Source organism: Nonomuraea sediminis, assembly GCF_018531495.1.
GTDB classification, from domain to species: domain Bacteria; phylum Actinomycetota; class Actinomycetes; order Streptosporangiales; family Streptosporangiaceae; genus Nonomuraea; species Nonomuraea sediminis.
In genome coordinates, this window is the sequence record NZ_JAHDTI010000003.1 from 37,350 (window position 1) to 52,043 (window position 14,694).

11 protein-coding genes are annotated in these 14,694 nt (G+C 70.5%); 1 reads left to right on the forward strand and 10 read right to left on the reverse strand.

All coding sequences use genetic code 11. The features are described 5' to 3' along the window. Positions 1-22: 22 nt before the first annotated feature. Both KIK09_RS14365 and KIK09_RS60000 read right to left on the reverse strand, forming a co-directional pair. Complete coding sequence (locus KIK09_RS14365; RefSeq protein WP_214319696.1) at positions 23-2,923, reverse strand: type I polyketide synthase; 2,901 nt, start codon at positions 2,921-2,923, stop codon at positions 23-25. A gap of 138 nt (positions 2,924-3,061) precedes the next feature. Then, the gene (locus KIK09_RS60000) at positions 3,062-3,859 is read right to left on the reverse strand and encodes a helix-turn-helix transcriptional regulator (protein ID WP_308164088.1); all 798 of its coding nucleotides are present in this window, start codon (positions 3,857-3,859) and stop codon (positions 3,062-3,064) included. A gap of 222 nt (positions 3,860-4,081) precedes the next feature. On the opposite strand from KIK09_RS60000, the gene KIK09_RS14375 reads away from it, so the two are divergent. Beyond that, the gene (locus KIK09_RS14375; RefSeq protein WP_214319698.1) at positions 4,082-5,374 is read left to right on the forward strand and encodes an ATP-binding protein; all 1,293 of its coding nucleotides are present in this window, start codon (positions 4,082-4,084) and stop codon (positions 5,372-5,374) included. A gap of 42 nt (positions 5,375-5,416) precedes the next feature. Here the strand turns inward: KIK09_RS14375 and KIK09_RS14380 are convergent, their stop codons facing one another. Genes KIK09_RS14380 through KIK09_RS14415 form a run of 8 tightly spaced genes read right to left on the reverse strand, consistent with a single transcriptional unit; the run spans position 5,417 to position 14,571 of the window. Further along, positions 5,417-6,664: a PP2C family protein-serine/threonine phosphatase gene (locus tag KIK09_RS14380; protein WP_214319699.1), complete on the reverse strand. Its 1,248-nt coding sequence runs from the start codon at positions 6,662-6,664 to the stop codon at positions 5,417-5,419. Beyond that, positions 6,639-7,085: an ATP-binding protein gene (locus KIK09_RS14385; RefSeq protein WP_250573274.1), complete on the reverse strand. Its 447-nt coding sequence runs from the start codon at positions 7,083-7,085 to the stop codon at positions 6,639-6,641. Before KIK09_RS14385 ends, KIK09_RS14380 begins: the two co-directional genes overlap by 26 nt. Further along, a complete protein-coding gene (locus KIK09_RS14390) occupies positions 7,085-7,390 on the reverse strand; it encodes an anti-sigma factor antagonist (RefSeq protein ID WP_214319701.1) in 306 nt (101 codons plus the stop codon). Before KIK09_RS14390 ends, KIK09_RS14385 begins: the two co-directional genes overlap by 1 nt. Next, positions 7,387-9,411, reverse strand: a complete 2,025-nt coding sequence (locus KIK09_RS14395) for a glycogen debranching protein (RefSeq protein WP_214319702.1) — start codon at positions 9,409-9,411, stop codon at positions 7,387-7,389. Before KIK09_RS14395 ends, KIK09_RS14390 begins: the two co-directional genes overlap by 4 nt. Then, positions 9,408-9,743 (reverse strand): STAS domain-containing protein, encoded by a 336-nt coding sequence (locus tag KIK09_RS14400; protein WP_214319703.1) that lies wholly within the window; start codon positions 9,741-9,743, stop codon positions 9,408-9,410. The genes KIK09_RS14395 and KIK09_RS14400 overlap by 4 nt, the downstream gene beginning before the upstream one ends. A 6-nt stretch (positions 9,744-9,749) precedes the next feature. After that, on the reverse strand, positions 9,750-12,149 hold the full coding sequence (locus KIK09_RS14405; protein ID WP_214319704.1) for an AGE family epimerase/isomerase: 2,400 nt from the start codon (positions 12,147-12,149) through the stop codon (positions 9,750-9,752). An 11-nt stretch (positions 12,150-12,160) separates the two neighbouring features. Continuing rightward, the gene (locus KIK09_RS14410) at positions 12,161-13,750 is read right to left on the reverse strand and encodes a thiamine pyrophosphate-binding protein (RefSeq protein WP_214319705.1); all 1,590 of its coding nucleotides are present in this window, start codon (positions 13,748-13,750) and stop codon (positions 12,161-12,163) included. Between the two features lie 2 nt (positions 13,751-13,752). After that, positions 13,753-14,571, reverse strand: coding sequence for a type 1 glutamine amidotransferase domain-containing protein (locus tag KIK09_RS14415; protein WP_214319706.1), 819 nt, complete (start codon positions 14,569-14,571; stop codon positions 13,753-13,755). Positions 14,572-14,694: the final 123 nt, after the last annotated feature.

Here is a 14,694-nt window from a genome sequence, read left to right on the forward strand (position 1 = left end):
CCGATTCCAGCCAGGTGCGGCTCTAGCCGGCGCGCAGCCGGGCGGCCAGCTCAAGCAGCGTGCTCGGCCCGAGCAGCAGCCGGACGGGCACCTCGACGCCCAGGTCGCGATGGAGGCGATCCTTGAAGCGGGTGGCCAGCACCGAGTCGAGCCCGAGCAGCGTGAGCGGGACGTCCACGCCGATGTCGTGCCCGGGAACGGCGAGCACCTGCGCCGCCAGCCCTGCCACGACGCCCGCGACCTCGGTGTCCTGCATGCCCGCCAGGTCGTAGGTCCTGGCAGGCTGCTCGGGGGCGGCCGGCTCGGGGGGCAGCACGGTCCCTGCCTGGTCGGGCCAGAAGCGGCGGCGCTGCCACGGGTAGGCGGGCAGCGGGAGGTGCCCGCCCTGCGGGTAGAGGCGTTCCCAGTCGGGTCGGCAGCCCAGCTCGTAGGCGCGGCCCAGGGCGGCGTGCAGCGCGTCGGTCTCGGGCCGCCCGCGCTCCAGCGACGCCACGACCGCGCCGCGGGCGCCCGAGGCCTCGATCTCGTCCTCCAGCGCGGGCCGCAGCAGCGGATGGGGGCTGATCTCGACGAACACCGTCGGCCGCTCCTGGGTCAGCGCCGCCCTCGCCGCGGCGGCGAACCGGACAGGCAGCCGCAGGTTCTCGAACCAGTACCCGGCGTCCATCTCCTCGCCCTTGACCGGGGCGTCCCAGGCCGTGGAGTGGATGGGGACGGTGCCCGCCTCGGGCCGCAGGTCCCGCAGCTCCCGCAGCAGCGGCTCGCGCATCGGGTCGACCTGGGGCGCGTGCGAGGCGTAGTCGACCTGCACCCGTTTGCCGAACACGCCCCTGGCCAGCAGCGGCGCGACGATCTCGTCGAGGGCGGCGGCATCCCCGCTGAGCACGGTGGAGTGGGAGCTGTTGATGACGCCGACGCAGACCAGGTCCGCGTGGTCGCCGATCGCCTCGCGGGCGGCCTCCTCGCCGAGGCCGATCGCCCACATGGCACCGCGGGCGTGCGACTCGCGCAGCACCCTGCTGCGGCGGCAGACCACGGCCGCGCCGTCGGCGACGCTGAGCGCGCCCGAGATGACCGCGGCGGCGATCTCGCCCATGCTGTGGCCGATGAGCAGGTCGGGTTCGACACCCCACTCGCGCCACACGGCGGCCAGGGCGACCTGCATCGCCCAGATCGTCGGCTGGATCTGGTCGACGTGCTCCAGCGGCCGCTCCTGGCGCAGCAGCTCGGCGGGCGACCAGCCGAGCTCGGCCCGCACGGCCCGCGCGCAGCTCTCGAGGTGCTGACCGAAGGCGGGCAGGCGGTCGAGCAGGTCGCGGCCCATGCCGGTCCACTGGGCGCCCTGGCCGGGGAAGACGAACACGACCTTGGGCTCCCTGCGGGCGTAGCCGCCCTCGCCCGCCTGGCGCAGGGCGGCGGCCAGCTCGGCGGCGTCGGCGCCCACGGCGGCGATCCCGAGCTCGTGCCTGGTGGTCCTGACGCCGGCGGTGTGGCAGAGGTCCTCCAGGTCGGGTCCGGTGTCGAGCAGGTCGGCGTAGGAGCCGGCCAGCTCGCGCAGCGCGCGCTGGTCGCGCGCCGACACCGGCAGCACGTAGCAGGGCCTGGCGGGCGCGGGCAGGCGCGGCTCCGGTCGCGGGGCCTCCGACAGGACCAGGTGGATGTTGGCGCCGGACATGCCGAAGGAGCTGATGCCCGCGATCGCCGGCCGCTCGTCCTGCGGCCAGGGCTGGGTGAGCATCGCCAGCTCGACCGCGGTGTACGGCTGGCGGAGGATCTCGTGGGGCTGGTCCACGTGCAGCGTCGCCGGGATGGTCCGGTGCCGGATGGCCAGGCACGTCTTGAGCAGCCCGGCCAGCCCTGCGTTGAACTCGGTGTGGCCCAGGTTGGACTTGACCGAGCCGACCAGGCAGCGCCGGTCCTCGGGCCGGCCCTCGCGCAGCACGATGTCCAGCGCGGTCAGCTCGGTGGGGTCGCCGGCGCGGGTGCCGGGGCCGTGCGCCTCGATGTAGTCCACGTCGCACGGCGCGACCCCGGCGTCGAGGTAGGCGCTGCGCAGCATCTCCTCGTGGCCCTCCAGCCCGGGCGCCACCATCGAGCCGCCGGTGCGGCCGTCGTGGGTGGCCGAGCTGCCGAGGATCACCGCGTAGGGGGTGTCGCCGTCGGCCAGCGCCCTGGACAGCGGCTTGAGTATGACCGCGGCCACGCCCTCGCTGCGGACGTAGCCGTCGCCGGAGACGTCGCCGAAGCGGCACTGGCCGGTGCTGGACAGGACGCCGGCGTCGGCCAGCGCGAAGTAGAGGTCGGGCACGATCTGCAGGTTGGCGCCGCCCACGATGGCCAGGTCGGCCTCGCCGTTCCACAGCGCCCGGCAGGCCACGTGCACGGCCAGCAGCGAGGTGGCGCACGCGGCCTCCACGCCCATGCTGGGGCCGCGCAGGTCCAGCCGGGTCGAGACGCGCCCGGGGAAGATGCCGGGGATGGCGGCGCCCAGCGCGGCGTGCATGTCGTACATCCCCGCGCGGCGCAGCAGGTCCCAGTAGCCGGACGGCAGCAGGCTGGTGTACACGCCGGTCCTGGTGCCAGCCAGGCTCTCGGCGGGGATGCCGGCGTCGGCCAGCGCCTCCCAGACGGCCTCCATCAGGATGCGCTGCTGCGGGTCCATCCTGAGCGCCTCGAACGGGGACACCCCGAAGTACCGGGAGTCGAACCCGGTGATGTCGTCCAGGTAGCCGCCGGCGCCGCGCAGGACGCCCGGCGTGCGACCGCGCTCGGACTCGTCCGCGAACCTGTCCGCGGGGATCGTGCCGACCACGTCGCGGCCCTCACGCAGCACGTCCCATAACTCGGTGATGCTGCTCGCGCCCGGCAGGCGGCATGCGGCGCCGACGACGGCGACGGGGTCCCGGCCTTGGTTGAAGGTCATGGTTCCATTCCCATCCTCGCGCCGAATTCGCGCGCTGCAATTGATGGTTGGTGACAGAAACCAAAATCCAGTGAGCGGCAGAGGCTGTCAATTAGCAGATGACGGAATGCCGGTCGCCGGAATTTCCGTGTTACCGAATTATTTCGGATAATGGATCACCAGGGCGACCGTGGGTTCGTCGGGCGACAGCATCATCGCCAGGCGCAGCGTCTGCATGCCGAGCGTCGGATGGTGGAAGCGGCGCACGCGGGTGCGGTGTTCCTGCACGTCATGCTCGCGCCAGAGCCTGGAGAAGACCGGGCTGATTTTCGAGAACTCCGCGATCTTCGCTTTCATGCGCTCGTCGCGCGGCCATTTGGCGACCTCCGAGCGCCAGCGGGCGACGATGTCGCGGGTGTCGTTCTCCCAGTCGGGCAGGCGTTCCCTGGCCACCGGCGAGACCAGCATCCAGCGCAGCATGTTGCGCTGTTCCTGCGGCCAGGCGCTCCAGTCGTCATACCATTCCGCGCTGGCGTTGTTCCAGGCGATCAGGTCGCAGTAGACGTCGGTGGCGTAGACGGGATAGTCGGTCTCGTCCATCAGCGACACCAGGCGCGACATCATGCCCACGGGCGGATCGACCTCGTCCAGCGGCTGCGGGTTGGCGACCTGGCCGTGCGCCAGGGTGTGCATGTAGCGGCGCTCGTCCTCGGTCAGGTCGAGCACGCGGGCCAGGCTGTCGAGCACCTGCACCGAGGGGTGGATGTCGCGCCCCTGCTCGAGGTAGGTGTACCAGGTCGGGCTCAGGCCCGCCAGGACGGCCACCTCCTCGCGCCGTAACCCCTGGGTACGACGCCGCGACCCGGCGGGGAAACCCACCTGGTCGGGCCGCACTCTGGCCCTCCTGCTCTTCAGGAACCTCGCGAGTTCCTGTCGACTCCACTCGTCGCCTGGCACCGACTCCCCCGCTTAACCTCCAACTGCACGCACAAGTACCGTTCAAGTCCGCCCTGATTCTAGGTCCATTGACGGTCCGGGGAACCCTCGGAAACACAGAATTTTCCTCCGATTACCGATTGCGTCACATCCGCATTGACCGGTGGCCGTGCGTCCCAAAGTATGTATTCGCCCTTCCATAACGACGGACAATCGGCTGGAGGCACCGTGGAGTGGCATTTCGTGGGCAGAACCCAGTTACTCGAAACGATTCGACGCGCGCTCCGCGACTCCGTCACCGGCCCGTTCGTGATCGCCGGGGAGCGAGGCAGCGGCCGAACCTCCCTGGTCGAACGCCTGATCGAATCTCCTGAGGCGGCCCACTACCAGGTCGTCCGTATTCACTCCTCCGACACCGCGGCCGACATCGCCGCCCGGGCGGGCGACGGGCCCGACGCGCTGCTCGTGGTGGACGACGCCCATCTGTGCGACCACGCGAGCCTGCTGGCGCTGCGCGAACTGGCCCGGCGCCGGGGCGCGGCGATCGTGGCCACGACGCTGGCGGGCACGCCCGACCGGCGGCCCGACCCGACCGACTGCCTGCGCTTCGAGCCGGGCGCGCGCACGCTGGTGCTGCAGCCGCTGACGGTGGAGGAGGTGGCCGCGCTGCTGTCGGAGATCGCCGGCGGCCACGTCAAGCAGGCCACGGCGGCCGCGCTGCACTCGGCCTCCAGGGGGAACGCTGCCCTGCTGCACGACCTGCTGGTGGGGCGCGGGCTGGTGGACCGGCTGACGCGCGGCGCGGGCGGCTGGGAGCTGCGCCAGGTGCCCCGCTGGCGGGCCAGGCCGCACAGGCAGGGCACGCGCCATCTGGTGGAGGCGACCTGGGTCGCCTGGCGGGGCCGCGCCTTCGACCGGGCCTTCGAGCTGTGCAAGGCGGCCGCGTGGTGCGGGGAGGAGCAGCTGGTCGCGGTGCCGATGGCGCACCTGCTCCTGCTGCGCGGGCGGCCGCTGGAGTGCCTGCGCTTCCTGGACTCCCTGGGCACCGGAGCGGTGGAGACCACGCCACACCTGGCGCTGGCGCGGGCGCTCGCGCTGGCGAGCGGGCTGGGCAAGCCGCAGGCCGCGGCCGACTTCCTGCTGCGGGCCGCGCTGGCCGGCGGCGTCACCCGGCCGCAGCCGCTCTACCTGGCCTACCGGTCCTGGATCATGGCGCTGACCGGGCTGGGCACGGCCGAGCCCGCCACGGTCGACCGCGACGACCGCGAGACGGCGCTGTTCGTGCACGCGGCGCAGGCGATGGCGGAGCTGCGCCTGCGCTCCGAGCGCGCGGTCTTCCACCTGCGGCGGGCGCTGGCCCTGGTCAGCGGCGGCATGGAGGCGGGCCCGCCGTGGCTTTCTCCGCATCTGACGGCCTGCCTGATCGACGCGCTGCTGCTGGCGGGCCGCTCCTCCGAGGCGACCCTGCTCGCCGCCAACTTCCACGCCGCCGAGCCGGCCTCCGGCTGGGAGGTGGTCTCCGTTCTGGCCGCTTGACCTTCCTGATGTACGGCAGGCCGGCCAACCGCCGGCCTGCCGTCACAAGGTCAGGTGGGCCGGGTTCGGGGTGCGGCGGAGCGCGAGGGTCGTGATGTCGTCCGACTGCTCGGCGGTTCCCGCGAAGTGGCGGACCGATCCGTCCACCGAGTCCAGGAGGGTCTCGGTGTGCGGCGGCGGGCCGTCCAGCAGGGCGCGCAGTCTTGGCATGCCGTACAGGCCGTGGTCGGTGTTGCGGGCCTCCACGACGCCGTCGGTGTAGGTGAACAGGGCGTCGCCGGGGGCGAGGTGGACGTGGCCGAGGGTGTAGGAGCTGTCGGACAGGATGCCGACCGCCGGGCCCGTGGGCGGCAGCAGCGACTGGCCGCCGTCGGCGCGCAGCACCACGGGCGGGTTGTGGCCCCCGTTGATGTAGAGCAGGTCGCCGGACTGCGGATCCAGCACCCCGAAGAACATGGTGGCGAAGTAGCCCTGCTTGAGGTGGTTGCGGGCCATGTACTGGTTGGTCCCTACGACCGCCTGGATGAGCGGGCCCGCCCCCAGCGACAGCAGCGGCAGCACCACCTCGCTCGAGGAGCCGTTGTTGACGGCGACGGCCAGGTCGTCGCTGACCATCTGCCCCAGCCCCGTGTGCTCGGCCGTGTGCCGCAGCAGGGTCCTGATCAGCGCCATGAACAGCGCCGCGCCGACCCCCTTGTCGCACACGTCGGCCACCACGAACGCCAGCCGCCGCCCGTTGACGATGGTGAAGATGTCGTAGAAGTCGCCGCCCACCTGCCGGGCGGGGCGGAAGCGGGCGCCGATCTCCCAGCCGTCCATCGACGGCATCGACTCGGGCAGGAATCCTGCCTGGATCTCGCGGGCGATGCTCAGCTCCCGCTCGTACTCGCGCAGGCTGGCCAGCTCGGCCATCTCCTCCACGGTCGTGCTCAGCTGCCAGCGCTCCCAGCAGGAGTTCAGCCGGCCGCGCAGCAGGCTCGGCAGGAACGGCCTGGTGACGTAGTCGAACCCGCCGCGCACGCACTCCTCCAGCTCGGCCAGGTCGCCCTCGGGGAAGGCCACGACCGTCGGCGCCGCGCCGTCGGCCAGGAAGCGCTGGCTGACCAGCGCCATCCGGTGCAACCCGAGGGAGGCCGAGACCATGAGCAGGTCGGGCCGCAGCCGCAGCGGGAGATCGAGCGGGGTGGCGTGCAGGACCTCGAATCCCTCCTCGCGCAGCGCCCTGTCCAGCTCCGTTAGCGCCTCGGACCTCTCGGTTCCGTGCTCAGCCACCACCAGGGCGTTCGGCATCCGTTCCTCCCCGCCGCATGATCAGCGTGTTCCTGTTGCGCCCTCCGACGAACTCGTAGCCGAACTCGTCGACCTTGGCGATCGCCAGCATCAGCCCGTAGCCGCCTTCCTCCCTGTGCATGGGAGGTACGGCCAGCCGCGGAGCCGGGTCGTACCGGGTCGGATCGAACGGCGGGGCGTCGTCCTCGATCCAGACCCTGAGCCGGTCCTGTTCGATCTCGGCGGCGATGTCCACCACTCCCCCGCGGCCGCCGTAGCCGTGGTGCGCGATGTTCGTGGTGATCTCGTCGGTGGCCAGCCGCAGCCAGTAGGCCTGCCGGGAGGTGAGCCCGGCCTCGTCCGCCAGCGCCGCCACGAAGTCGGCCACCACCCCGGGCAGGGAGGTGTTCGCGCCGTCAACCCTGAGCCGGCAGGCGAGCATCACTGCATCACGATGCTGCGATCGAAACCCGTCATGCGGATGGTCTCCGCGACCTCCTCTGAGGTGCCCACCAGAGTGATCTCCGAGTCGCGCGGGAGCTTCTGATGGGCGAAGATCAGGCAGCGCACCCCCGCCGACGACATGTAGGTCAGCTCGTCGAGCAGCAGCACCAGCTTGGCCACCTGCTGGCCGACGGCCTGGACGACCAGGTCGTTGAGTTCGGGGGCCGAGCGTCCGTCGAGCTCGCCGATCAGGCGGAGCGTGGCGGTGTCCCCCTCGACGTTCATCTTCACGTTGAAGCTCATGACTGTTCCCTTTCGTGCGTGACCAGGACGAGCACGCTGCGCGGGCCGATCTCGACCCGGCCCTGGTCGGCCAGGGGCGGCTCGGCGCCGGGCTCGTGCGCGTCCATCGGCGGCGCGGCCCCGGTGTCGGCGAACAGGTGCCAGGCCAGGCCGCGGGGTGGTGCGGGCAGGTCGAGCGTGTGCTCTTCCCAGTGGGTGTTGGCGGCGAAGTAGACGCAGTCGTCCCCGCCGCCGTCGAACATCACGGCGAGCAGGCGGCAGTGCGGGGACCAGTCGGGGGCCCAGGCGTGCACGCCGTGCCAGCTGACGCCGCCGGGCGCGCCGCGGCGCAGGACCGGGTGGGCGCGGCGGAAGGCGATGGCCCGCCGTACGAAGCGGATCAGGGGGGCGTTGGCGGCGGCCAGGTCCCAGTCGAACCAGGTCAGCGGGCCGTCGTGGCAATAGGCGTTGTTGTTGCCGTGCTGGGTGCGTCCCGCCTCGTCGCCGGCGAGGATCATCGGGACGCCCCAGCTGGACAGCAGGATGAGCAGGGCGTTGCGCACCTGGCGGGCGCGGGTGGCCAGCACGGCGGGGTCGTCGGTCTCGCCCTCGTGGCCGCAGTTCCACGAGTGGTTGTCGCTGTCGCCGTCGCGGTTGTGCTCGCCGTTGGCCTCGTTGTGCTTGTGGTCGTAGGAGACCAGGTCGCGCAGCGTGAAGCCGTCGTGGCAGGTGACGAAGTTGACGGTGGCCGAGGTGCCGCGGCGGGCGTACATGTCGGGTGAGCCGAGCATGCGGGTGGCCAGTTCGCCGGTGACGCCGAGGTCGCCCTTGACGAAGCGGCGGACGGTGTCGCGGTAACGGCCGTTCCACTCCGACCAGCGGCAGTAGTCGGGGAAGGCGCCCACCTGGTAGAGGCCGGCCGCGTCCCAGGCCTCGGCGATGAGCTTGCAGTCGCGCAGCACCGGGTCGTAGGCCAGCGACTCCAGCAACGGCGGGTTGTGCAGCAGTTCCCCGCCCCGGCCCCGGCCCAGGATGGCGGCCAGGTCGAAGCGGAACCCGTCGACGTGGAACTCCGATGCCCAGTAGCGCAGGCAGTCGAGCACGAAGCCGCGCACCACCGGGTGGTTGCAGTTGAGCGTGTTGCCGGTGCCGCTGAAGTTGTAGTGGTGCCCGTCGGGCGTGAGCATGTAGTAGGTGGAGTTGTCCAGGCCCTTGAAGCTGATCGACGGGCCGCGCTCGTCGCCCTCGCCTGTGTGGTTGAACACCACGTCGAGCAGCACCTCGATGCCGGCCTTGTGCAGCTCCTTGACCAGGTGCTTGAACTCGTCGACCTGCATGTGGTGGCGCCCGGTGGCCGCGTAGGAGGCCTTGGGCGAGAAGAAGCCGAGCGGGCTGTAGCCCCAGTAGTTCTGCCCGGTGTTGATGTTGTCGGTCTCGTCGAACTCGAACACCGGCATGAGCTCGACGCAGTTGACGCCGAGCTCGACCAGGTAGGGGATCTTCTCCACCAGGCCCGCGTAGGTGCCCGGCGCCGACACGTCCGCCCCGGCGGTGAAGCCGCGCACGTGCAGCTCGTAGATCACCAGGTCCTCGTGCCGGATGCGGGGCGGCCGGTCGTCCTCCCAGTCGAAGTCGTCCAGCGGCACCCGGGAGCGGTGGCGGTGCTCGCCGCATCCGGTGGTCAGCCTGGCGTAGGGGTCGGCGAGCACGTTGGCCGGGTGGAAGGGCGGCCCGGGGCCGTCGGCGCGGTAGCCGTACTCGAGGCTCTCGGGGTCGAGGCCGAAGACGGTCATCGACCACACGCCGCCGATCTTGAACGACTCGGGGAAGGGCAGCTCGGCCATCGGCTCGTCCGCGCCGTCCTTGTAGAGCACGAGCGTCATGGCGGTGGCGTGGTTGGAGAACACGGAGAAGTTGATGCCTGTGTTGTTTCCGTTGGTGGGCACCCGCGTCGCGCCGAACGGCAGTGACCGTCCGGCGCGGACGGGGAACCCGGCGATCCGCTGCGTCGGGTAGGCGTCTATCGGCTCGAGCACCGTCATACGGACAACGCCTCCACGCCTTCCTCGATCGACCCCACCACGGTGAAGAAGCCGAGGAACCCGGTGGCGTCCATGATCTCGCGCACGTCGGGCGGCAGCCCGGTCAGCGCCAGCCGGGCGGCGCTGTGCTGCGCCTGCCGGTAGATCAGCAGCAGCACCCGCAGCCCCGCGCTGGACATGTAGCTCGTGCGGCTCAGGTCGAGCACGACCACGCCCTCATCGGGGAACAGCGCCTGCAGCTCCTGCTGGACGCGCGGCGCGGTCTCGCTGTCCAGCCGCCCGTCCATCGTGATGACGGTGATGTCACCGCGCAGCTGCTTGCGTACGTCCATGTCCACTCACTCCTCGACCGGCGCCAGGTGCGCCCGCACCGTCACGGGCGCCGTGGAGTCGGGCAGCTTGACCGTCATCGCGGCCGCGTCGAACAGCTGGTACGGCTGGCCGTCGACCTCCACCCACTCCAGCCGCACCCGCCCCGGCGGCAGCGCGTCGGGCGCGACCCGCAGGACCCGGTCGGTGAACCCGTCGGGCCGCGGTTTGAAGTGCAGCGTCAGCGGCTTCCTGTCCAGCAGCAGCCGCTGGTAGACGGTGGCCAGGAAGCACAGCTCGGCGGCGTGGCACATGCTCATCGAGTGGCTGCCCTTGAAGCGCTCGGTGCCGAGCAGGTAGGGGTGGCCGTCGGCGAGCACGTTGAAGTAGACGCCGCCCTCGTCATGGTCGAGGAAGAAGGCGTTGTAGAAGGCCGCCGACTCCCTGGCCCTGCGCAGGAAGGCCGGGTCGCCGGTGTTGCCGGCCAGGATCTGGTAGGCCAGGATCGCCTGCTCCTGCTGCCACCAGGCCTTGCGGTCGTGCCAGGTGAAGCGGTGGATGCGCTGGCCGGGGGCGAGTTTGCGCTCGACCACGTCGTACCAGCCGCCGCGCTGCGGGTCGCTGCCGAAGGCGGGCATCTTCTGCCCGATCTGGGCGGCCAGCTCGCGGTAGCGGTCCTTGGGCCTGATCGACATCATCCGCATCAGGTTCCAGGCGATCTTCAGGTTGTGGCCCACGACCGCGCGGTCCTGCTGCCAGTGCCAGCTGGTGTCCGGGGTCCAGTCGGCGTGGAAGCGCTCCTGGACGTAGGGGCTGTCGCCGCGCGGCATGTGCTTGACGATCAGGTCGAACGTCTCCTCGAGCATGTCGGCGTGGCGCTCCTCGCCGGTGGCCAGGTAGAGGTTGATCAGGTAGGCCGGGGCGTGGTCGCCGACGGAGTTCCAGTTCTTCCTCGACTGGTTGGGGCCGAGCGACTCGTGGTTGGGGTCGAGCAGGATCGGGTCGATGTGGCTGTAGTAGCCGCCCTTGTCCGGGTCGCGGAAGAACTTCTGGAACAGCCGCAGCGTGCCGTCGATGTCGGAGGCGATGCGCGGGTCGCCGGTCAGGCGGTACAGCTGGGTGGGCCCGGCCAGCGCGTAGATCTGCTCGTACATCGGGATGGCGTCGTAGTCGTCGCCGAACTCCGAGGTGAACAGCTTGTGCTCGATGCCGTCGCGGATGTCGATGCCGTGGTACCAGTACACGACGTCCTCGTCGCGGTCCACGAAGCGCATGTGCGCGCGCAGGTAGGCGGTGCCCTGCTCGGCCACCTCGAGGAAGTCCTCGTCGCCTGTGAGCATGTAGGCGCTGGACATGCCGTAGATCAGCCGGGAGATCGTGTCGGTCTCCTGGGTGAACTGGTCGATCTTCTCGCCGCCCAGGCGCAGCATCGTCCGGTAGGCGGCGTAGTCGATCGGCCCGTCAGGGCCGAACTGGGCCCTGCGGTAGAACTTGCCCAGCTCGTGGATCTGCTTGACCCACCAGTCGGGCTGCTCGAAGGCGTACTCGCCCGGGTGCCGGCCCAGGAAGGTGAGCGCCTTGGCCTCGATGGTGTACTCGTCGTGCTCGGGATAGAAGATGCCGTGCGCGAACAGGTAGCTGCCCGGGGTGAGCAGCTGGTCCAGGTGTCCCGAGGCGTCGATGTAGGGCTCGGCCAGGTTGCGCACGAACTCGGCCGACATGGTGGGCGTCAGCCGTACCTGCACCTTCCTGTCGTCGTTGGTGCGCAGGTCGATCGTCTGGCCGTCGAAGGCGGTGACGTAGCCGGCGACCAGGTCGGAGAAGGTGAAGTCGGGCCGGTACCCGGTCAGCAGGGTGCTGCGCTCGGCCGCGAGCAGGTCGATGATCATGCGGGCGAACACGTGGCAGTGGTCGGCGGTGCGGGCGGTGACCAGGTCGCGGTCCACGACGACGTCCTGGTCGGTGTAGAGCGCGCCCATGTTGCGCACGTCGCCGACGAGGTTGTTGTGGCAGGTCAGTCGGCGCCCCTCGACGACCTCCGGGATCGGCGAGACGAGCCAGAGCCCGTGGCAGATGACGCCCTTGAGGATGCGCGGGTCGGCGAAGGCGTCCTTCAGCAGCCGCACCGCGGGCGGGAGCTGGTTGACGTCCTCGGTGTAGCGCAGCCGGTCGGAGACCATGCCCGAGGGGACGATCAGCGCGTCGATCCTGTCCAGGTCCACGCTCTCCAGGTCGCCCGCCACGGTGAACGGCTGCCGGTATTCGTGCCCGTGGAAGGTCAGGGAGCTCTGGCCCCACAGCCGGGTGACGAACTCCACCCGGGCGCCCTCCTCGGTGAAGCGGCGCTGGTAGTAGTGCAGTTCGGGCTCGACGAAGTCACTTTCCATCAGGATCGCGATCGTGCGGCCCGCCAGTCGCTGGTCACTCACGATGACACCTCTCACGTCGTCACGAGATCGACGAGGAACGGCCCGGGCTCGGCCAGCATGCGCCCGACGGCCGACTCAACCTTGGCGGGCTTGTCGACCTTGACGGCGGGAACCCCGAGGCTCCTGGCCAGCCGGACGAAGTCGATCTCGGGATGGGACAGGTCGAAGCCCTCGGGGTGCGGGTGCGTGTCGACGTTCCGCTCCCGCCAGTACTGCTCCAGGTTGTCGTCGAGCAGCTGGTAGCGGCGGTTGTCGCAGATCACGAACCGGGCTGCCACGCCGTACCTGACGGCGGTCCACAGCGCCTGGATGGTGTACATGCTGCCGCCGTCACCGGTGAAGGCGACGACCTCGGACTCGGGGCGGGCCAGCTTGACGCCGATGCCGCCGGGGATGCCGACGCCGAGCGAGCCGCCCCTGGTGGCGAAGTAGCCGCCGGGGGTACGGCCGGGCAGGTGCCTGGTCAGCGCCGGCGAGGCGGTCAGCGCCTCGTCGAAGACCACCAGCCCGTCGGGGGCCCGGCGCGCCAGCTCGGCGCAGAACAGGTCCATCATCGTCTCGGCGTAGATCTCCGCCGGCCGTACCACCGCAGGCCTGCCCGAGGGCTTCAACCGCGCGGCCAGCGCGGCCAGGGTGGGCTTGGGGTCGGCCACCAGCGCGACGTCGACGGGGAAGTTCTTGGCGATCTCGTAGTCGTCCAGGTCGATGTGGACCAGCTTGGCCCCTGGCCTGAACGGGCTGGTCAGCAGCGGGAAGACCTCGGGGAAGACGTAGGTGCCGACGATCAGCACGGCGTCCGCGTCCTTGATCATCTCCGCGCTGTGCTCGCCGAACATGTGGCCCAGCTGCCCTTGGTAGAGCGGGTGGGTGGCGTCGATGTTGACCTCGGAGTTGTCGACCCCCCACACCGGCGCGCCCAGCGCCTCGGCCACCCGGGTCAGCTCGTCCTGCGCGCCGGAGACCGACACCCCGTCGCCCATGAGGATGACGGGGTGCTCGGCCGCCGCCAGCACCGCCGCCGCGCGGTCCAGGTCCTCCGCGACGGGCACCGCCGACCGCCGCGGGATGGTGCTGGGCACGGCAGGCTCGTCGGTCAGCTCGTCGAGGACGTCCATCGGCAGCGCCACGAAGACCGGGCCGCGCGGCGGCGTCATCGCCGTCTTGACCGCGCGGCGCAGCACCCGCAGCACCGATCCCGGGTGGGTGACCCTGGTGGCGTACTTGGTCACCGGCCGCGCCATCGCGACCAGGTCGGCGGCCATCTGCCCGTCCATCGCCTCGTAGCGCACGCCGGCCTCGCCGGCGATCACCACGAGCGGCGAGTGGCCGCGCTTGGCCTGGTAGAGCATGCCGATGCCGTTGCCGAGCCCGACGCCGCTGTGCAGCTGGACCAGCGCGGGTCCCGCGGTGGCGCGGGCGTAGCCGTCGGCGATGCCGACCGCGACGGACTCCTGCAGCGCCAGCACGTACCCCATGTCCGGCATGTCCTCCAGGACGTCCAGGAAGCCCTGCTCGACGGTTCCCGGGTTGCCGAACATGAGGGTGATGCCGTCGGCGGCGAACTGCTCGAAGATCGCGTTCTTGGCGGGGCGGGCGGCCATGGTCACCAGCCGTAACGGCGCAGGCCGGACTCGAGGACCTCGGCCAGCTTCTCGCCCGACAGGTAGGAGTCGGGGGTGGAGCGGCCGGTGACGAACGGATAGTCCACGATCACTGAGGTCTCCTTGCCCACGTTGCCGTGGTAGCGCCCGTCGGGGCCGGTGGCGTCGCGCAGGATGTACTCCAGCGGGTACGGCGGCGGGCCCATGTTGAAGTCGACGCCCAGGAAGCCGGTGCCGTCCTTGTAGTCGTACTCCTTGCAGTGCCCTGTGACGTGCTTGCCCCACAGGATGCTCTTGCGGTCCTCCCAGTCACGGGCGAAGGCCAGGCAGGCGATGCCGTAGCACTCGGCCAGGATGGGCTTGTCCTCCCGCAGGAAGGCCAGGATCAGGTCGTGCACGCGGCCGTTGTTGGCCAGGTCGACGATCGGACCGCTGCCGCCCACGATGACCAGCGCGTCGTATTCGGCGATGTCCAGGTGCTCGACCTCGCGGTAGTAGGCCTCGACCTTTCTCAGATATCCGTCGGCGCTGTTGTAGGGACGCTCGGGAATCCACTCGGCCAGGCTGATCGGATTGTCCAGCCTGCTCGACTCGTCCAGCCGCCTTGCGGCCACCGCGACCTCAGGTGTGGTCACGGAACGGCCGAGCGGAGGATCGACGTAGCCGGGATCCAGGCTCGGCGGCAGGGCATGCGGTCGCTTGCCCGTCGGGGTGGCGAACACGCTCCGGTAGTCCCGCTTGTCGAAGGCCGCGAGCGGCCCGACCAGCTCTTCTCCCCAATATCCGTACTCGGAGAGAACAATAAGAATGGTGCGTGGCATGAAAAGAATTCAAACAAGGTGCCGTATTCAACGACAAGGCCGGCGGGGCCATTGCGTCAAGTCGATAATTGTCCGCGGCACTTCGTCAGGTGACTGACAGAACGAGTCGAATACCATGTCAGA